This window comes from Clostridium cibarium, assembly GCF_014836335.1.
GTDB classification, from domain to species: Bacteria; Bacillota; Clostridia; order Clostridiales; family Clostridiaceae; genus Clostridium; species Clostridium cibarium.
This window is the reverse complement of sequence record NZ_JACSRA010000007.1, coordinates 101,248-120,938: the sequence shown is the minus strand read 5'-3', so window position 1 is coordinate 120,938 and position 19,691 is coordinate 101,248. Positions and strand designations below refer to the sequence as shown.

The following is a 19,691-nucleotide window of genomic DNA, read 5'->3' as shown; positions in this document are numbered from 1 at the left end:
GCCCATCCCTCCTACAATATCATTTGAAAATATTCTACTATTGGTCCTAATGCAAGTGCCGGAAAAAAGCTTAATGCTCCTACCAGGATTACAATCATTATAAGAAGTCCAATAAATAGTCCATTATGAGTTGGTAATGTTCCAACACTTGTTGCTACCTTCTTTTTCTTAACCAAAGATCCTGCAATAGCTAGCGTTGCTATCATAGGTACAAACCTTGCAAACAACATTACTATCCCTGTTGTAACATTAATAAATGCAGTATTAGCTCCAAATCCAGCAAATGCTGATCCATTATTCCCACCTGTTGATGAATAAGCATAAAGCATTTCTGAAAAACCATGTGCTCCTGAATTATTTAAACTATCTCTAACTTCAGGAACCATTGCTGCTATTCCACTTCCTATAAGTATAGCTATAGGAGTTGCTAAACACATAAGCATTGCCATTTTCATTTCAAATGGTTCTATTTTCTTTCCTAAATATTCTGGAGTTCTTCCTACCATTAATCCTGCAATAAATACTGTAACGATAGCAAACGCAAGCATCCCATAAAGTCCACATCCTACTCCGCCAAATACAACTTCTCCAACTTGCATTAAGAGCATTGTCATCATTCCTCCAATTGGAGTATAGCTATCATGCATAGAATTTACCGACCCGTTAGATGCTGCTGTTGTAAATGCTGCCCATGTAGTTGATCCAGCAATTCCAAATCTACTTTCTTTACCCTCCATGTTTCCACCAGCTTGATTTATCGTAGATATATCAACTGCTCCATTTTGCGAAAGCTGTGGTGTTGAGTTAGCTTCACTAATTGCAATTACTGCAAGTGCTACAACTAACATAGCAAACATGGCTATAAATATAGCTATTCCTTGCCTTTTATCTTTAACATTTCTTCCAAATGTGAAACATAAAGCTGCCGGTATTAATAATATTGAAATTAACTCTAATAAATTTGTAAAAGCATTAGGATTTTCAAAAGGATGGGCTGAATTAACTCCAAAGAATCCACCACCATTAGTCCCTAGCTGCTTAATAGATATTTGACTTGCTGCAGGTCCTTCCGGTACAACCTCACTTGTTACCACAGAACCGTCTTCAAGAGTAATTGGCTCTATAAGCTCTACCTTTTCATATGAAGAAAAGTTTTGTACTACTCCTTGAGATACTAATACTAATGAAAGAGTTATTGATAATGGCATGAGTACATATAAAATTATTCTTGTAATATCTACCCAAAAACTCCCCAATCCTTCTTCCTTTACCTTAACAAATCCTCTTATAAGAGCAAATAGAACAGCTATCCCAACACCTGCTGAAACAAAGTTTTGAACTGTAAGACCAAGCATCTGAGTTAAATAACTTAATTGGCTTTCTCCAGAATAGGCTTGCCAATTTGTATTGGTTATAAAACTAACAGCAGTATTAAAACTTAAATGCCAGGAAGTTCCTTTAACCCCTTCTGGATTTAAAAACATAATGCCTTGTATAGTATTAAGTAAAAATAGTACTATAAATCCAAAAGCACTAAATGCTATTACTGATACTCCATACTTTTTCCAATTCATTTGTTCATTTTTATGTACTCTTAATATCTTGTATATAAAATTTTCTATCGGAACTAGTACCTTAGATAAAAACACCTTTTCTCCATTCATAATCTTTCCAATATATTTACCTAATGGAATAGCTAGTATAACTAAAATTAATAAATACAAAGCATACTGTAAAATTACATTAATCATACCTTATCACTCCTTAATAAAACATAACAAAGATAAACTAATAGCATTAACGCTACTATTCCTATTAATTGAATAATAATACTCATAAATTACCACCTCCCTTTCGCCTATTATTATATTGCAGAAAAAATTAAGATGGTGTTAGAAATATATCCTATAGTATTAAGATTGTATAAAGACTATATATAAATAAATTTAGATATGGTTTTCTTTCAAATGATAGAATTAATGAACTAAAGAAATGATAAAACAACTCTTTGTGAAAATTAAAATTATAAGTGCTAATTTTAATAATATAGCACTTATAATTTACAAAAATTAAATTTTACTTTAACAAATTACTATTTCACTGAAGCCACCTCAAGTTATAGAATAATAAACATATTTTATATTATTGCTGTACAAGCTGCCACTGCTGATTAGTTCCCGAATTATCAGTCCATTGAACAACATCTGCCCCATCTGTAGTCGAATTATTATAAACATCTAGTGCTTTCCCACTATTAATATTAAGTAGTTTGTAATATCCATTACCTAAGTTAAAAATATTCCACTTTTGATTGTTATTCCCATTGGTTGTCCACTGGATAACGTTTCCTCCATCTGCAGTTGAGCCATTATCTACATCAAGCAATTTATTGCTATTGACGTTTTTTAGAATATAACCATTGTCTGTGCTTACAATAACCCATCTCTGGTTGTTTCCACCATTATCAGCCCACTGAATAACATTTCCCCCATCTGCAGTTGATTTGTTATCTACATCAAGCAACTTGCCACTGTTTCGGTTGATAAGCTTGTATGTCTTTCCAGATACAATTTCATTACCACTACTAGTTCCTGGAGTAATATATATACGATATCCTGAACTAGCATTGCAACCTTTCAATGTTACTGTAATCTGCCCGTTTACCACAGAATAATTAGAAGTTGATATTGTAGATGGTCCATGAGATACTGTATCCTTGCTTGTCCAATCAATCTTCTCAACCTTAACTGATGCAGTTGATCCGATAAAAGATGGAATGTTCTTAAATGTTGTATTTATGGTACCATCATTGCCCCCACCGAAGATAAAGCTCATATACTTGGCACCTGCATCAACACATGCAGCTCCATCCACAAGGGTGCTGGCATCTTTTGGAGGTGTGACATTCACCATTTTACCTGTCATATCTCCATACCACTTAAACAAATACCATCCGGCTCCCTTTTGTGTGTCAGTAGCAAGGAGACTCCCCAGTCTGCCTGGCTTAGGAACAAACCACCAGGATATACATGCACTATCTACCTTATAACGTTCAAATTTCCCAATAAACTGTGCTGCTGATCCAGGCTGCCCCTCAAGATTATGATTTGCATCACAATACTCATTTATAGATATAGGCCTAGCACTTATTCCAAGAGAAGATTCCAATGTTCTATAATCTTTCAGATTATTTGATACATTTTGGATTCCACTAAGCTCATGCCAACTCATTATATCTGGAAGGCAATTGTTCGCCTTGCAGAAACTCAAAAATTTACTTAAAGTATTATGATTATAGTAGCTGTAGCAAGGCCCTATAATCTTCTCAGTTGGATCATTTGCACGGATAGTTTTGAATGTTTGTAGCCACATATTTTCGAATGACCCATTAGCATTGTTCCATGTACCGTCAGGTTCGTTCCATATTTCATAACCATAATAATTGGTGCGACCAGATACTTTCTTGTCATCTATAAAAGCTTTTACCTTATTAAGCCAATCTGTCATACTTTTAAATTGGTATGGCCAACCAGGCAACATATCCGCCAAGTCAATTGAGACCTTTGCACTGGGAATTCCAGCAAGTCTTTTCGAAACAGGTATTGCAGCAGCACCAAACCAATGCTGAGTGCCTGAACCTGATCGAGCCGGATTTCTCATTACATACGGCTTAAGTGGAGCTACAAGACTGTTAATATCTGCTGGTACTGTTTCAGTTATTCCATAAAGCGAACCACTTGCACAATGAGTTACATCCCTTATTACGCTTGCACTGTCTACAGTTACATTATTAACTGCAGATGCTGCAATTGCTGACATTGAAGCCAACATTACCATAATGGATAACATAAATGTTAAAACTTTTTTCATACACTTTACCTCCTCAAAAATTCTTTTCAAATTCAACTGTTTCATATACTTCCCCCACATAACATTATTCCATCTTCCCTCCTTCCACTTTGATTTATATGTTAGGAGCCATATTTTCCATTATAAACCAGTTGAATATTTAAGCTATCATAACACTTGGCATCATAAAAGTAAATATACCAACTGAAACATGTTACCTAAGTAACATCCTCTAGAAAATTACCCTCAACTACCAACAGGCTTAAATCCATCATCTGAACTTTAGCTCTTCCTTGATAAATTAGTAAATATTTTTTTATGTAAAAATTATATAAAAAAATGGATTCAAATTAATGAATCCACTTTTTCATCGACTAGTAACTAATTTTACTTAACAATCTACTGTTATCACTTTCTTAAGCTTTAGGCTTTTCTTCACATCTATAATTCTCTGATTATTTGATCCTCTAAATCTTAATCCATCTTCCTTTTTATCCTCTTCAAATCTACCATCAACTATAACATCTAAGTTACCCATAAGCTCCTTCCACCCTGGAACTTTATCAATATTTTCTAATATATATTCATATGTATACCCAGTATAACTCCAAATATTTAACCCATGTTCCTTAAACTTCTTCGCCATATATGCAAATTCTTGAGCTCTTTCAAAAGGATCTCCTCCGCTAAAGGTTACCCCTTTAATCATAGGATTTTCTACTACATCCTGAATTAACTCATCCATATCTCTTTCTTCTCCACTAGAAAAATCATGAGTATCAGGATTAAAACATCCTCTGCAGTTATGCTTGCATCCTTGAGAGAAAAATACCCTTCTAAGTCCAGGTCCATTAACTAAACTTTCATATGCTATTCCTGCTAATCGTATCATCTTTCCCAAAATGTCCACTTCCTAATCTATAGTTTATATTAATATTATAACACCGTATTATTAAGAATAGATAATTCTCCTTCTAACCAATCAACAAATTGAGTAGCTGATCTAGGTGATCTTCCATTATGCCACTTTTCCCATTTCAAAGCTTCTCTATGAAGTTCCTCTTCCTTAATGTATAATCCTCTATCTTTAACTATTCCATCTACTATAGTTAAAAATTCTTTCTGATTTGGAGCAAAAAAGCTTATGGTAATTCCAAATCTATCTGCCAGAGATAACTTTTCTTCCATAGTATCCTTAGAATTAACTTCGTCTCTATCGGAAAATTTTTCTTGAACCAAATGTCTTCTATTAGTAGTTGCATAAATCAATATATTACTTGGCCTATTTTCAATTCTACCCTCTAATATAGTCTTTAAAGCAGAATAACTATCTTCATTTTCATCAAAAACTAAATCATCAACAAATATAATAAACCTCTGCTTCTTATTCTTAAGAAGCCTTATTATTCTAGTAAAATCGCTAAGTTGTTTTTTATCTACTTCTATTAATCTTAATCCCTCTTCGTAATATTCATTTAATATCGCCTTTACTGTTGATGACTTTCCTGTCCCCCTTGATCCATAAAGTAAAAGATTATTTGCTGGAACTCCCTTTAAAAAATGAACTGTATTACTTACAATTTCTTTCTTTTGACTTTCGTAACCTATTAAATTAGATAATCTAATAGGATCTGGATCGATTATTTCTCTTAAATGCCCTTCTTCCTCATTGTCAAATCGTTCCCACACAAAAGCTCCATATGCAGTAGCTCTACCTGTCCCATTTTTCTTATGAAAACCAATTAAATTTTCCGTATATTCTCTCCAATCTATACCATTAATTAATAATGTTTTTAAAGCCTCAAAGTCAATACACTTCTTTGGTATATAACTTTTTTCTCCTACTCCCCAATCTAGCAATGAATCTATTCTTTTTTTAATCGATTCTTGCTCATCATATTTATCTAAAAGACAGTCCTTTATATCCTTACTATTAACTGATGCTATTTGAGATAAAACTTCAAGTTCTCCTCTAATTCCATTAACAATAAAATCAGGAACTTGTTCTTTTTCCTCTAAAAAAATATTAAATGGGTTGTTTTCAAGTAACATGTTTTCAACTATAACTTCTTTAAATGATAGGTCCTTATTTTCCTTAAATAATTCATATGTAAATTCATTATAGGCTACAATGCATTCTCCCAAAGTGTTACTATTAACTAACTTATCCACAAGGGTTTTAAATTTATCCCCAACTTTTTCTGAAAATATCCCCTTATACACACATAACGAATCCAAATTTAACTTTATTCTTTCTTCTCTCTTCATTTTTTTGCCCCCTGATTATAAATTTAAAGACACCAACGTCAAAGAGACTTTGGTGCCTTTATAATATTACATATTCTTTACATAATTAAGTCTTCCGCCAGCTTTAATTACTTCAATCTCTTTCTCTGTTAAATCAACAACCGCTTCAAATTCTACATTCTTAGTTAAATTCTTTATTTTAACTATTCCTGTGCTTAAAGCATCTTGAATTCCTTCTATAACTAATTCATCAAGTAAATCAATATTGTCATAATCCCCTTCATCTTTGAAATCAATAGGAATTATTCCATTGTTGATTAAGTTAGCCTTATGAATTCTAGCAAAAGATTTTGCAACAACTGCTTTAACCCCTAAATAAAGAGGTGCTAAAGCTGCATGCTCTCTTGAAGACCCTTGCCCATAGTTACTTCCTGCAATAATAAATCCACCATTATTCTCTTTAGCTCTCTTAGGGAATTCTGTATCTACTGTATTAAAACAGAATTCTGAAAGATAAGGAATATTAGATCTAAATGGAAGTAATTTTGAATTTGAAGGCATAATGTGATCAGTAGTAATGTTATCTTCAACCTTTATTATTACTTTTCCATCCACTTCATTGCCTAATTCTTTTCCTATTGGGAATGGCTTAATATTTGGTCCTCTAACAACTTCAACCTCAGCATTTGTCTCAGCTGGTGCTAAAATCATGGAGTCATCTATAATAAACTTCTCTGGCATTTCTATAGTTAAATCTATATCCTTTTCTGTTGGATCAGTTAAAACTCCATTAATAGCAGATACTGCTGCTGTCTCTGGACTAACTATATAGATTTGCCCTGTTAATGTTCCACTTCTTCCATAGAAGTTTCTATTTACTGTTCTAAGCGAAATTCCATTTGTTCCAGGTGCTTGCCCCATACCAATACATGGTCCACAAGAATTTTCAAGTATTCTAGCTCCAGAGCTTATAATATCTGCTAAAGCTCCATTTCTAGCTATCATCTCCATAACTTGTCTTGACCCTGGTCCAATTACTAAACTTACATTAGGATTAACCTTATTTCCTTTAAGTATTTTTGCAACCTTCATTAAGTCTTCATATGAAGAATTTGTACAGCTTCCTATAAATACTTGATCAACCTTTATCTTACCAGCTTCTTTAACTTGAACAACATTGTCTGGGCTATGTGGTTTAGCTGTAAGAGGTTTTAATTCGCTTAAATTAATTTCAATTTCTTCATCATATACCGCATCCGCATCTGGTTTAAATTCTACCCAATCTTCTTCTCTTCCTTGAGCTTTGAAGAATTCTAAAGTTCTTTCATCACTTGGAAAAATAGAAGTTGTAGCTCCAAGTTCTGCTCCCATATTAGTTATGGTAGCTCTTTCTGGAACTGAAAGTGTCTTAACACCTTCTCCTGCATATTCAAATACTCTATTAACTCCACCTTTTACAGATAATCTTCTTAAAACTTCAAGGATAATGTCTTTAGATGCTACCATTCTTTTTAATTTTCCAACAAGATTAATCTTAACTACTTTAGGTGTATTTATGTTATAAGCTCCTCCACCCATTGCAAGAGCAACATCTAATCCACCAGCACCCATTGCAAGCATTCCCACTCCACCAGCTGTTGGTGTATGACTATCAGATCCAATTAATGTTTCTGTTGGCCTTGCAAATCTTTCTAAAAATACTTGATGACAGATTCCATTACCTGGTTTTGAAAAATGCACTCCATATTTTGAAGCAACTGTTTGTATAAACTTATGGTCATCTGCATTCTCAAATCCTTGTTGTAACATATTATGATCTATAAATGCTACAGATCTCTTAGTCTTAACTCTATCTATTCCCATTGCCTCAAGTTGTAAATATGCCATTGTTCCAGTTGAATCTTGTGTTAAGGTCTGATCTATTTTAATAGCAATAGGTTCTAATGCCTTTAATTCTCCTTCAACAATATGACTTTTTAGAATTTTATATACTAAATTATCGCCCATCTTTTTCCCCCTACTTATTGCTTTTTTATAATTAATATTATTTTGAATTAGCTAATCTTTTGTACTCTTTGTACATTTGCACAATTTCCTTATCAAAGAGACTTCTCTTAAGCCTTACTGATGTGGCTCTTACCATCTCTAAAATTCCTGTAGCTTCTTCATCTGTTAAATCTATATTATATTCTTTAAACTTATTCACTATAGCAGCCTTACCTGAGTGTTTACCTATTACTATCTGCCTTTCAAGTCCTACAACTCTTGGATCAAAAGCTTCATAATTCTTAGGATTTTTTATAGCTCCATCTGCATGAATTCCTGACTCATGAGCAAACATATTTGTTCCAACAATAGCTTTCCATATTGGGAGTTCTCTTCCTGCTGCTCTAGATACATATTGAGATATTTCCCTAAACATTGTAGTATCAATATCTATTTCCATTCCATAAACATATTTCAATGCCATTAGAACTTCTTCTAAAGCTGCATTTCCTGCTCTTTCTCCTAATCCATTTACTGTTAACCCTACATAGTTAGCTCCAGCTCTAATGCCTGCAATAGCATTTGCTGTTGCCATACCAAAATCATTATGGGTATGCATTTCTATATCAAAGCCTGTTTTTTCATAAAGGTATTTAATTTGCTCTTCAATTTGAAATGGCCCCATAACCCCTACTGTATCACAATATCTAAATCTATCTGCTCCTGCTTGTTTAGCTGTATTCATAAATTGAATCAAAAAATCTTTATCAGCTCTTGAAGCATCTTCTCCATTTACAGATACATATAATCCATTTTTCTTAGCGTGTTCAACACCTTCTACCATCTTTTCTAGTACCCATTCTCTAGACTTTTTTAATTTGTTTTTTATGTGTATATCTGATACTGATATCGAGATTGCCACGGCATCTACACCACAATCAATAGATTCGTTAATATCAGATATTACAGGTCTATTCCAAGCCATGATACTGCTCTTAAGATTTCTCTTAACTATATCTTTAATAGCCTGCTTTTCATCTCCACCCATTGTTGGAATTCCAACCTCAAGTTGATCTACACCTAAATCACTTAACATGGTAGCAATTGCAATTTTTTCTTCATTAGCAAAAACAACCCCCGCTGTCTGTTCTCCATCTCTAAGGGTTGTGTCTACAATATATATTCTTTTTCCATCACTAGACCTTTTTACAGTCATATATAATCCCCCCGTTTTTAATTATTGCTTATAAATATATTTTTTCTTTTAAGATAAATTCCCCAATCACATCAAAAAAGATTCCATATATTAAATTTATTTTTATGCACTAATTTTATCATATAGTGCATTAAATAACAATATCAAAAGATAGGAAATATTTATTTTTTTGCAAGATATCGTTACACTCCATTCAATATCGTTGTGTTTTTTTTAATTTTTCTGCATTAACATATTAATTGTTGCAAGTTTTTTAAAAAAAATTGCATCCTTGTCCTTTAAGCGTCACCTTAAATCAAATATAATGTCGTATCTTTTTTTCATAAAAATTAAAAAAGCTAAGTTAGTTTTACCCAACTTAGCTTAAATACATTTTTTATTGATTTATACCTTGTAAGTATTTACATGATTGTCTGTATGTGTAACTCTATCTTCTCTTTCATGAGATTTTCCTGCTCCGAATCTTTCATCAAGACTTAAATATCCAGTTACCCTTGAAATTCCTTGAATATTAGTACTACTACATTTAGGACATTTTGCTTCATGACTATGAAGCGATTCTCCACATTCCTTACAATATCTTATATGAAAATTCACTCCCATATAGCTTATATTTGTATTTTTGTATGCATAATTAATTATATCCATTATACCTTCGCCTGTAGGATTGTCATCAACTTCTATATAACTAATATGTCCTCCATTACATAGCTTATGATATGGTGCTTCAATATCAATTTTTCTCTTAATTGATATTGCATATCCTACTGGTACATGATAACTATTTGTATAATATTCTTTATCGGTTACTCCTGGTATTATTCCAAATAGCTTTTGATCTTGCTTTATAAACTTTCCAGATAACCCTTCTGCTGGAGTTGCATATGTACTCCAATTCAACTGAGTTTCCTCTGTCATTTTATCTACTTGTTCCCTTAAGTAAGAAATAATTTTATACCCTAATTCTCTTGCTTCATCGCTTTCTCCATGATGCTTTCCTGTTAAAGCAACAAGTGTTTCTGCAAGGCCTATAAATCCAATTCCCCATGTTCCTTGTTTTAAAATTGGTTCTATCGAATCATTTTGATCTAAATTTTCAGAACCTTTCATTAAGTATTGTCCTGCTACGAATGGTAAATCTTTAACCCTCAAATTCTTTAAAACATTATATCTATGCAATAATGATTCTTTAGCCAAATCAATTTTCTCTTGAAATAACTTAAAAAATACATCAATATCTTTCTTAGCTAATATACCTATTCTTGGCAAATTTATTGTTGTAGGAGCAATATTTCCTCTTCCCTTACAACCTGGCTCTCCATTAACATTTTTCATAAGATAAGTTCTGCATCCCATTGTTGCAGGCATATATCCTTTTTCATAATATTCTTTATTAAAATCAGAATCTATATTCATAAATGTTGGATTCATCCTCTTTGCTGCAACCTTGCAAGCTAACTTATATAAATAATGATATGGATCATTCTCTTCTCTATTAACGCCTTCTTTTACTCTAAAAATTATGTTTGGGAATATTGGTTGCTCCCCTTTACCTAATCCTTTATCGTATTCTTCTAAAAAAGCTTCACATACTAAAGCTGCATCCTTTGAAGTTGGAATACCCAAGTTTACTGAACTAAATGGAACTTGAGAACCTGCTCTTGAATGCATTGTATTTAGGTTGTAAACAACCCCTTGCATAGCCTGATGAACTCTTTCCTTTAATTTTGTTTCAACCACTTCATTTATTTTTTCTTCCTGAACTCCTAGGCTTTTTAATTCATTTATGATTTCTTGTCTTGTAGGTTCTACAAAAACAGCCATATCATTATCAAAATCCGGATGTGATTGACCTCCAAACATATCGTTTTGAGTTGATTGTAAAAGTATACATGAGAGCTCAGCAGCACTCTCAATTCTTTTTGGTACATTTATAGTCCCATATCCTGTATTAAATCCATGTTCCAATAATTCTCTAGTAGGTATATGTAGACAGTTTGTTGTTAAATTGTAACTATCTAAATCATGATAATATAAATCTCCAGTTTCATGAGCTTTCGCTAAATACTTTGGCATAGCTGAAAGATTATGCCACTTATTTGACTCTGATGCTATTCTCAAAAGTTTTGAACTGAAATTATTTCCTACATTAGCATTATCCCTATCTGTTTCAACACCAATTTTTTGTATTGCTTTCATTAAATCTGACTTAATATCTCTAATCTTTGTTCTTTCTTTTCTATAATTGGAATATGCTAAAGCAATTTCCTTATGATTAGTATCCTCTAATGCTTTCTCAACATAATTTTGAATTTCTTCCACTGTAATTTTATTTTTTTCAGTCATCTCTATATACATAACGACCTTCTGTACAGCTTCATAAATTTCACTTGTTTTTAAGTTAAGACCTTCTTCTCCGGAAGCACCTTTTATAGCATGAGTTATTTTGTCAGCATTAAACTCAACTTCTCTTCCGTCTCTCTTCACAACATATAGCAACAGCTACACCCCCGCTACACAATATATAGTAGTGGTTTAAACCACAAATGTTATTATACTTCATAAAATTACATATATCAAATTACTGAAAAAATCAATTAATCATCTATATCATTATTTATTACTATATTGTTCTTCTTTTCTCACTTTTTTAGAGTATTCTACTTTTATGACCAATATTTTAATTAGATTCTATGGAATTTATTTCCTGTTTGCATTAGAATTAAACTATACCGCCACTTCAAAAATACTTTAGGAGGCTAAATATGAAAAAAATTTTTTTAATTATTTTTTCATTATCAGTTTTACTTATAGGTTGTCAAAATAAAACCATATCTTCTACAGATAATATTAAAGAAAAACCAGAAGAAAAATATTACAGTTACTATACCGGTAAGGAATGTACCGCTGACGATAACAACAAACCTTCTTTCATGGGAATGATTGGAAATTCTTCACAAGCTCGTCCACAAAGCGGAATTTCATATGCAGATATTATCTATGAAACTTCTGCTGAAGGTGGAATTCCTAGATTTATAGCTTTATTCCATGATAATTTGCCAGAAGTAATCGGTCCTATAAGGAGTGTTCGCCCATACTTCATAGATATTGCCGAGGAACTTGAACTCCCCTTTGCTCATTGCGGCGGCTCAGAAGATGCATTAAATAGAATTTCAAATGATAAAAATTTAATGAGCATAAATGAAATTTCTGAAGGCTCCTATTTCTGGAGAGATAATAAAAGAAAAGCTCCTCACAATTTATATACTTCCTCGGAAAACATAACTAAATATATTATTAGTAAGAATTTAGAAATTAAAAACAAACCCTTTTTAAGTTTTAATAGTGAATATTATTCTAATTCAGAATTTACTGAAGCAAACAATTTAAGTATCACTATTAATAAAGGATACAACACATCATATAACTATAAGGATGGTCTGTATACAAAGTCTATGGATGGCAAAATTTCTATTGATGCATTAAATAATAATCAATTAAATTTTTCAAATATAGTAATACAAAAAACAAATATAAATCTAAGCAGTGATAACTTACATTTAAATATAGACCTCTTAGGCAAAGGAGAGGGATATGTTTTATCTGGAGGTAAGGTTATAGATGTAACTTGGGAAAAGTCAGCCAAAGGCTCAAGAACTATATTATATGACAAATCAGGAAACAAGGTTCCCCTTTCTCCTGGAAAAACAATTTGGCATATAGTTGATAAAAAAAATGATATATCCATAGGAACTCCTTCTAAATGATAATATTGCAGAAAACTAGCTAAATGTTGGGCTAACTATACTTTCCATTATGGAAGTCAGGTAGTCCAATATTTTTATTGCCTAACATTATCACTTCTGATATAGTTAACATTATCACTATTGATAATAATTTTGTTACATATATTGGAGGTATTACTATGCAGAAGATCGCAATAATAACCGATAGCGGATCTGATTTATCATCAGATTTACTAAAAGAACATAATATATTTTCCCTTCCTTTTAGAATTATATATTCTGATAATGAATATGAAGATGGAGTAAGTATAACACCATATGAACTATATGACTCATTAGAAAAAGAAATACCTACTACTTCTTTGCCTTGTATGAAGAAAATAGAGAGTATATTAACTAACCTTGAAGAAGAAGGCTATACACATGTTATTGCTATACATATATCAAGTGCTCTTTCTGGTACAAGTAATTCTGTTAGATTGGCTTTAGAAGACCACCCTAACCTAACAAGTTATGTTTATGACTCTAAAACATTAAGCATGGCACAAGGCTCTATTGTATTATCAGCTTCAAAGCTTGTTAAAGAAGGAAAAACCTTTGAAGAAATTATATCACTGCTTCCAACTTACCGAAAAAGTGTACATACCTATTTCACATTGAATACACTTGAATATCTAAAAAAAGGCGGAAGAATAGGAAGAGTTGCTGGAACAATTGGAGAACTTCTAAATTTAAAACCAATAGTTTTTGTTGGAGATGACGGTATTTATCAAACATATGCTAAAGCTAGAGGCCGTAAACAATCTATAAATAAATTAAAGGAAATTGTAGAAGGCTATTTAAGCAAAAACAAATGCAACATTTGGATTATCGAAGGAAATGCTATCGAGGAAAGTAATGCCATTCTTAATGCTTTAAAAACAAATGAAAATATAAATGAAATTTCCACTGCCACTGTAGGCCCTGCATTAGGAGTCCACACTGGTCCTGGATTATTAGGCTTCATTATAGAAGAACTCTAAATCTAATCATGAATGAAAAGGATCTTAAAGCCGAGGAGAAACGATTATATGAAGAATATAAACAAAAACTTGCTGATTTAAAAAAAATAAAAAAAGAAAATGAAGCCGTAGGGCAGGTTTTTACAAAAGGATTGCTTCCAATTTATATTCTTTATATCTTAAGTTTAAATCCGTCAAATGGAAATGATATATCTCATAAAATAGGTGAAAAAACTAATGGACTATGGGTGCCTAGTACTGGTGGAATATACCCTATTTTAAAGAAACTAGAGAAACAAGGAGATATTATAGGCGAGTGGAACGATCCAAAGAAAAAGTTTCAAAAAATATATACATTAACTAAAGAAGGAAGAATCAATTTTGAAAGCAAAAAAAAATTATTAAAATCTAAAATTGAAGAATCCTTAGAGGTTTTCAAAATTATTTATAATGATCTTTATTAGATATACTTAGGTATATCTTTTTCTTTTATAGCCATCCTATTATATAGGAGGTACATATAAATGAAAGCAATAATTATTGATAAAAACAGTATTGATGCATATGTTTCCCTTGAAGATGGAAGAATAACATCAATTCCTTTAAATCAAATATCTAACTTCAATATAGGAGATACCATCAATATCCCTAATGAAAATATAGTATGTAGTCCAACTGCCCCAAATTCGTCTAGCATGGTTGTCAATAAATTAATTGACTTTTTCTAATGCAAGACATAAAATAAAAGCAGAAATGAAAATATCTGCTAGGGGTGCCTAAAGGCTGAGAAATGTATATCGTTAACCCTTGTACCTGATCTGGTTAATACCAGCGTAGGAAAGCAATTATAATTATTATATTATTAAGCTTTAGGCCTTCTAGCAGAATTACTAGGAGGTTTTTTTATGAATTTTTTAAGCGATTGGTCGGATAGACTAAGAAACTATTTTACTGGTTTTTCTGATAAATCACAAACACTTATTAATAATCCAAGTTTATTTATTGGATTAATCGGATTAGCAATAATTATTGTTGCCTTAATTAGATTTAAAAAAGTAAAACTTGATGCTAAAATGATTAGCCGTATAGGAATAGCTTTAGCTTTAGCTTGCGTGCTACAAGTATTTAGAATATATCACTTTCCTATGGGTGGAAGCGTCACCCTTGGAGGAATGGTTCCTATTTTATTAATTGCCTTTATTTACGGTCCTGAAATAGGGATGCTAACTGGATTTTTATATGGTCTTTTAAATTTATTCCTTGATCCATATTTTGTTCATCCAGTTCAAATTTTATTTGATTATCCATTACCATCTTTAGCAATAGGATTAGCAGGATATTTAAGAGATAAACCTATTCCAGCCACAATAATGGCGTTTGTCGTAAAATTTGTTTGTCACTTTATATCAGGAGTAGTATTCTTCTCATCAGATGCTCTATCTGCCGGAATGCACCCATGGATATACTCTGCAGTTGTAAATGGTCCAATGGTAGCTGCTGATGCAATAATCTGTGTTATAGTAATCGCTTTACTTCCATTAAATATATTTTTAAAAGAAGCAAAAGCTTGATATTAAAAAAGAACCTTTATTAAAGGTTCTTTTTTAATATCATTATTCACATTCTATAGCATCAACAGGGCAACTAGATTCTGCATCTTTAGCTGCATCTTCAACATTTGCTGGAACTGTATCAACAATTGCGTGTGCTTTTCCATCATCCCCCAATTGAAATACCTCTTCACATATTGATGGACATAATCCACATCCAACGCAAGCTTCTTGATCTACTTTTGCTTTCATATTTAATTCCCCTTCCTTTAGAATACTTTCATAAAGTATTATCTCCAAAGAAATGAAAATTATTAATATAGCCCTTCAAAGATTAATGAATATAAAGAATTACTTAATACATACTCTTCAGCTTTGCCTTCTTCTAAAGCTTCTGTAAATTCTAAATCAATAGGTAATTCCCCTATTAAAGGAATTCCTAGATAATCAGCATGTTCTTCTGCTGATTTCTTACTAAATACATGCACCTTCTTCTCGCAGCCAGTACACACTATGTAAGACATATTTTCTACTACCCCTCTTATTTTTATTCCAACTTTTTCTGCCATTATAACAACTTTTTTAACTATCATAGATACCATACTTTGAGGCGTAGATACTATCACCAATTCTTTTATAGGGAAATCTTGCATAACAGTTAAAGCAATATCTCCTGTCCCTGGTGGCATATCTATTAATAAGTAGTCTAATTCTCCCCATTCAGTATCTATATACATTTGATTTAGTACTCCAGTGATTACCGGCCCTCTCCATATAACTGGTTGATCCTCTACCTGTGTAATTAAATTCATAGACATAACTTTTATTCCACTTTTAGTCTCTACCGGTGAAAACTTCACAGCATTTTCATTTATAGGTGTTATCTGTGCTCTTTGATTGTTAATTCCAAAAAATCTAGGCATAGAAGGACCTGTAATATCTGCATCCAAAACCCCAACAGTGTAACCTCTTTTTCTTAACATCGTAGCCATTATCCCTGTTATTGTAGATTTTCCCACTCCACCTTTACCACTAATCACTCCAATTACATTTTTTATATTCCCATACTTAGGTAATACCTTAATTGAAGTTTCACATGATGTAATTCCCTTTGAAGCACATTGCTCCTTGCTAGCACAATTATCACAACTTCCCATTTTGTCCTCCTTAATCTCTACCAACTCTTTGGCTTTTCATTTGGTTCACTCACAGTTATTTTCCAATTCTTATATTCATAAGCTCCTTGAACATAATAAGTTTCATAACTCTTAGCTTTCTTATTATCTACAACTATACTTGTTTTAAATACTTTACTACTATATCCTCTATTTTTTACTGTAATAACAGTATCAAAATCAGATATATCATTATTAATAAGTTTAATTCCTGGTACTGCTTTATTTAAATTTTTCTCAAAATTCTTAAGATCTACGGAAAACATATATTTTAAACAATCTACATCTCCACTTATATTAACTCCAACTTTATTATCCGATGATGTCAACTCATCTTTTTTCTTGTTAATTACTTGTAATATACTATTATAATATATATCCTCAAAATCTCTAGGTTTTCTTGTTGTAGATAAATTCTGCATGATAGTATCATCTAAATCTTTCGAAATTAAATATGCAGTATTATCATCATAAAAATTTCCTACGCCTCTTTCATCAACACTTACAGCATATTTATATGATTTTACTTCGTCTCCCATGTAGACTTCAAAATTATAATCTGGATCTAAAGAAGTCTTCTCACTTTTTACTTTACCTTTACTTAATATATTGTATATATCATTAATAGCATTATTATCAGTTATAACAAATTTAAATCCTGAATCTCGCGCACTCTGAATAACTATTTTATCTACCTTACTTTGATGTATATATTCAAAGTCACTATTTTTAAAATTTAATTTTTCCAAACCTTTGTCTATTAAACTACATCCCGAAAGAGAAGTTGTTATAATAATAATTATTAATCCTATAATTAAGAATTTATTTTTCTTCAATTGTAATACTCTCCTTCATAATAACTTATATAATTAATTAGGAGAAGCTTATTAGCTTCCCCTAATATACATATAAATTATAATACTTTAATGAACTAATGGCAAACTCTTATTTGCATATATAATTATCTACAATAGAATTGAAAACCACAGACATATCATCCTTATAAGAATCTTCTTTAACAATAAAAGTAACTTTACCTATCTTGCCTTCATTTAAAGGAATATAATAATTTATATTAACAAATGTATATCCATTTTTTATCTTAGTCTTATAAATAACTTTTATGCAATTTCTTTTGCCTGACTTATATCTATCTATTTTCTCCTTATCATGAGAAAGTATCAAGTTATCTAAATCTTTTTGTGCCACTGAAACTACATCATCATTATTGTTAATTAATTCGATATATCCCATTATATCATTACCTTTAAATTCTGCCTTAAAGACATCATAGTCATCTGAATTTATATCTTTTAAACTCCACTTGCTGGGTATAGAATAAGCAAATTGCCCATTAACCATTGAATATTCCTTTAATTCCCCCATATTGCTATTCGTTAATGCTACTTTCTTAAAGTTATTATCAAAAAATCTCTGGGTAAATATTAAAAGAAGCATAAGCGCTCCTAATATTAAAGTCATAGTTAATTGTTTTTTATTCATAAACCTTACCTTACTTCATTGGCACTACTATTGTTGAGTTTCTAAAATCATAAAACATTAACCAACAACCTTCGTTTCCACTATCCAGTTCCATCCAAGTAACAAAACCTGTCTTTCCTGCATAAGGTTGTTCATCCTCATCTTTCTTTCCTGGAACGCCATAAACTATATACTTTAAATTACCTTTAGAATCACATTTATACCCAAGCATAAAATAACCATATTTCTTTATATAAGGGTAATAATTCAACATAGGATAATAAGCTACTGTATACTTATTATAATTATTTATATTGCACATATCATCTAAACTATTTACATTAACCTTGTACCACTTACAATATTTTATATCATTAGCTTTACTTCTATATTCTTCAAATCCATTAACAATTTCATTGAAGAATTTTCCCATGTCTCCACTTAACTCAAATTTATCTGAAATAGTTTCTCTATTCTTAGTCTTTTCAATACTTTTCTCATACTGATCAAACTTTGATTCTTTTTCCATTATGTTACTACATTTTTCTCCGACAGCCCCATAACCTTCATCATCATAATAATCATTTTCTTCTTTGCAACTATGTTTATACTTATTTTCTTCATCATGATGTTCCTCATGGTGATGTTCATGATGCTCTTCTTCATGATAATCTTTATCTTCATCTATATTTAAATCTTTATATTTTTCACTATGATGCTCTTCTTTACCACCTTCATATTCTTCTTTTTTATCATGATAATCTTCATGTTTCTCTTTATGATAGTCCTTATGTTCATCCTCACATTTATCTTCTTTGTAAGCATCATTATTTTCTTTATGATGTTTTTCTAAATCTTTTCCATGTTTATCATCATATTCAGCCTTATGGTATTCAACATGATGATCTTCTACTTTATTCAAACCCTTATCATCAAAGTTCTTCTCTATCTTCTTGAAATCTTTCTTAAAGGTTTTATCTTCTTTATCTGCGTATTTTATCACTTTACACTTTTTCCAGCCATCCTTTATGTTTTCTCCATTCATAAAGCCATACATTAAAAATGATAATTCACCATCTTTGTATTTACATATTGCAGCTCCTGATATCTTTTCATAAGAAAAATCCAAGCCTGCTATGTTATTTATATAGTATTCCTTACAAGCCTCTCCTTTACCTACGTCTGTTACTTCCAAGGAGCCTAAGTCTACTATCTGTTTCATATCTTTCTTGTAGCAAATAAGTACTATGGTGTATTTATCATCTTTATTTAAATTTTGAGCATAAAATGATATTTTGCACTTGTCGCTCTTTGCTTCTATTTTTGCATATCCCGATAGAGGCTTTTCCCCTGAAATACCATGGCTTTTTTCATCCTCCTGTAAAATTATAAAATTTCTATACAATTTATTATGTGCCAAGCCTATTCCTCCACATAAA

At 31.5% G+C, this 19,691-nt stretch carries 18 protein-coding genes and 1 riboswitch; of the genes, 5 read left to right on the top strand and 13 right to left on the bottom strand.

Annotated elements, in window-relative coordinates:
* Nucleotides 1–11: 11 nt before the first annotated feature.
* From kdpA to H9661_RS06150, 8 genes are all read right to left on the bottom strand, one after another.
* Complete coding sequence (kdpA, locus tag H9661_RS06185) at nt 12–1,751, bottom strand: potassium-transporting ATPase subunit KdpA (protein WP_143317530.1); 1,740 nt, start codon at nt 1,749–1,751, stop codon at nt 12–14.
* Complete coding sequence (locus H9661_RS06180) at nt 1,748–1,837, bottom strand: potassium-transporting ATPase subunit F (protein ID WP_143317529.1); 90 nt, start codon at nt 1,835–1,837, stop codon at nt 1,748–1,750. Before H9661_RS06180 ends, kdpA begins: the two co-directional genes overlap by 4 nt.
* Before the next feature lie 305 nt (nt 1,838–2,142).
* Nucleotides 2,143–3,870 carry an RICIN domain-containing protein gene (locus H9661_RS06175; RefSeq protein ID WP_191767947.1) on the bottom strand — a complete coding sequence of 576 codons (1,728 nt, stop codon included), beginning with the start codon at nt 3,868–3,870 and terminating at the stop codon, nt 2,143–2,145.
* 370 nt (nt 3,871–4,240) lie between these two features.
* The gene (gene nrdG / locus H9661_RS06170; protein WP_143317528.1) at nt 4,241–4,750 is read right to left on the bottom strand and encodes an anaerobic ribonucleoside-triphosphate reductase activating protein; all 510 of its coding nucleotides are present in this window, start codon (nt 4,748–4,750) and stop codon (nt 4,241–4,243) included.
* A 35-nt stretch (nt 4,751–4,785) separates the two neighbouring features.
* Complete coding sequence (locus H9661_RS06165; protein WP_143317527.1) at nt 4,786–6,117, bottom strand: ATP-binding protein; 1,332 nt, start codon at nt 6,115–6,117, stop codon at nt 4,786–4,788.
* A gap of 66 nt (nt 6,118–6,183) precedes the next feature.
* Nucleotides 6,184–8,103 (bottom strand): aconitate hydratase, encoded by a 1,920-nt coding sequence (locus H9661_RS06160; RefSeq protein ID WP_143317526.1) that lies wholly within the window; start codon nt 8,101–8,103, stop codon nt 6,184–6,186.
* 37 nt (nt 8,104–8,140) lie between these two features.
* Complete coding sequence (nifV, locus tag H9661_RS06155) at nt 8,141–9,298, bottom strand: homocitrate synthase (protein WP_143317525.1); 1,158 nt, start codon at nt 9,296–9,298, stop codon at nt 8,141–8,143.
* Nucleotides 9,299–9,682: 384 nt separating this feature from the next.
* Nucleotides 9,683–11,797, bottom strand: a complete 2,115-nt coding sequence (locus tag H9661_RS06150) for an anaerobic ribonucleoside triphosphate reductase (protein ID WP_143317524.1) — start codon at nt 11,795–11,797, stop codon at nt 9,683–9,685.
* A 266-nt stretch (nt 11,798–12,063) separates the two neighbouring features.
* Between H9661_RS06150 and H9661_RS06145 the strand changes: the two genes are divergently transcribed.
* From H9661_RS06145 to thiT, 5 genes are all read left to right on the top strand, one after another.
* Nucleotides 12,064–13,065 carry a DUF3048 domain-containing protein gene (locus H9661_RS06145; protein ID WP_191767946.1) on the top strand — a complete coding sequence of 334 codons (1,002 nt, stop codon included), beginning with the start codon at nt 12,064–12,066 and terminating at the stop codon, nt 13,063–13,065.
* Nucleotides 13,066–13,223: 158 nt separating this feature from the next.
* Nucleotides 13,224–14,066 (top strand): DegV family protein, encoded by an 843-nt coding sequence (locus H9661_RS06140; RefSeq protein ID WP_191767945.1) that lies wholly within the window; start codon nt 13,224–13,226, stop codon nt 14,064–14,066.
* Nucleotides 14,067–14,074: 8 nt separating this feature from the next.
* The gene (locus H9661_RS06135; protein ID WP_143317521.1) at nt 14,075–14,509 is read left to right on the top strand and encodes a PadR family transcriptional regulator; all 435 of its coding nucleotides are present in this window, start codon (nt 14,075–14,077) and stop codon (nt 14,507–14,509) included.
* Between the two features lie 60 nt (nt 14,510–14,569).
* The gene (locus tag H9661_RS06130) at nt 14,570–14,773 is read left to right on the top strand and encodes a hypothetical protein (protein WP_143317520.1); all 204 of its coding nucleotides are present in this window, start codon (nt 14,570–14,572) and stop codon (nt 14,771–14,773) included.
* 30 nt (nt 14,774–14,803) lie between these two features.
* Nucleotides 14,804–14,902, top strand: a riboswitch (TPP riboswitch).
* A 48-nt stretch (nt 14,903–14,950) separates the two neighbouring features.
* Nucleotides 14,951–15,616, top strand: a complete 666-nt coding sequence (gene thiT, locus H9661_RS06125; protein ID WP_143317519.1) for an energy-coupled thiamine transporter ThiT — start codon at nt 14,951–14,953, stop codon at nt 15,614–15,616.
* A 42-nt stretch (nt 15,617–15,658) separates the two neighbouring features.
* On the opposite strand, the gene H9661_RS06120 is transcribed toward thiT, so the two are convergent.
* The 5 genes from H9661_RS06120 to H9661_RS06100 all read right to left on the bottom strand — a co-directional run bounded on the left by H9661_RS06120 (nt 15,659) and on the right by H9661_RS06100 (nt 19,672).
* Nucleotides 15,659–15,847, bottom strand: a complete 189-nt coding sequence (locus tag H9661_RS06120; protein ID WP_143317518.1) for a ferredoxin — start codon at nt 15,845–15,847, stop codon at nt 15,659–15,661.
* A gap of 62 nt (nt 15,848–15,909) precedes the next feature.
* Nucleotides 15,910–16,752, bottom strand: coding sequence for an Mrp/NBP35 family ATP-binding protein (locus H9661_RS06115; protein WP_143317517.1), 843 nt, complete (start codon nt 16,750–16,752; stop codon nt 15,910–15,912).
* Between the two features lie 17 nt (nt 16,753–16,769).
* Nucleotides 16,770–17,606, bottom strand: coding sequence for a YhfM domain-containing protein (locus H9661_RS06110; RefSeq protein ID WP_143317516.1), 837 nt, complete (start codon nt 17,604–17,606; stop codon nt 16,770–16,772).
* Nucleotides 17,607–17,715: 109 nt separating this feature from the next.
* Entirely contained in the window at nt 17,716–18,273 is a 558-nt protein-coding gene (locus tag H9661_RS06105; protein WP_143317515.1) for a hypothetical protein, read from the bottom strand.
* A 10-nt stretch (nt 18,274–18,283) separates the two neighbouring features.
* On the bottom strand, nt 18,284–19,672 hold the full coding sequence (locus H9661_RS06100; RefSeq protein WP_191767944.1) for a hypothetical protein: 1,389 nt from the start codon (nt 19,670–19,672) through the stop codon (nt 18,284–18,286).
* Nucleotides 19,673–19,691 lie beyond the last annotated feature (19 nt).

Coding starts and splice junctions, on each gene's coding strand:
- H9661_RS06120 (WP_143317518.1), bottom strand. CDS start 15,847: ATGAAAGCAAAAGTAGATCAAGAAGCTTGCGTTGGATGTGGATTATGT.
- H9661_RS06180 (WP_143317529.1), bottom strand. CDS start 1,837: ATGAGTATTATTATTCAATTAATAGGAATAGTAGCGTTAATGCTATTA.
- H9661_RS06145 (WP_191767946.1), top strand. CDS start 12,064: ATGAAAAAAATTTTTTTAATTATTTTTTCATTATCAGTTTTACTTATA.
- kdpA (WP_143317530.1), bottom strand. CDS start 1,751: ATGATTAATGTAATTTTACAGTATGCTTTGTATTTATTAATTTTAGTT.
- H9661_RS06165 (WP_143317527.1), bottom strand. CDS start 6,117: ATGAAGAGAGAAGAAAGAATAAAGTTAAATTTGGATTCGTTATGTGTG.
- H9661_RS06115 (WP_143317517.1), bottom strand. CDS start 16,752: ATGGGAAGTTGTGATAATTGTGCTAGCAAGGAGCAATGTGCTTCAAAG.
- H9661_RS06160 (WP_143317526.1), bottom strand. CDS start 8,103: ATGGGCGATAATTTAGTATATAAAATTCTAAAAAGTCATATTGTTGAA.
- nifV (WP_143317525.1), bottom strand. CDS start 9,298: ATGACTGTAAAAAGGTCTAGTGATGGAAAAAGAATATATATTGTAGAC.
- H9661_RS06130 (WP_143317520.1), top strand. CDS start 14,570: ATGAAAGCAATAATTATTGATAAAAACAGTATTGATGCATATGTTTCC.
- H9661_RS06175 (WP_191767947.1), bottom strand. CDS start 3,870: ATGAAAAAAGTTTTAACATTTATGTTATCCATTATGGTAATGTTGGCT.
- H9661_RS06140 (WP_191767945.1), top strand. CDS start 13,224: ATGCAGAAGATCGCAATAATAACCGATAGCGGATCTGATTTATCATCA.
- thiT (WP_143317519.1), top strand. CDS start 14,951: ATGAATTTTTTAAGCGATTGGTCGGATAGACTAAGAAACTATTTTACT.
- H9661_RS06135 (WP_143317521.1), top strand. CDS start 14,075: ATGAATGAAAAGGATCTTAAAGCCGAGGAGAAACGATTATATGAAGAA.
- H9661_RS06105 (WP_143317515.1), bottom strand. CDS start 18,273: ATGAATAAAAAACAATTAACTATGACTTTAATATTAGGAGCGCTTATG.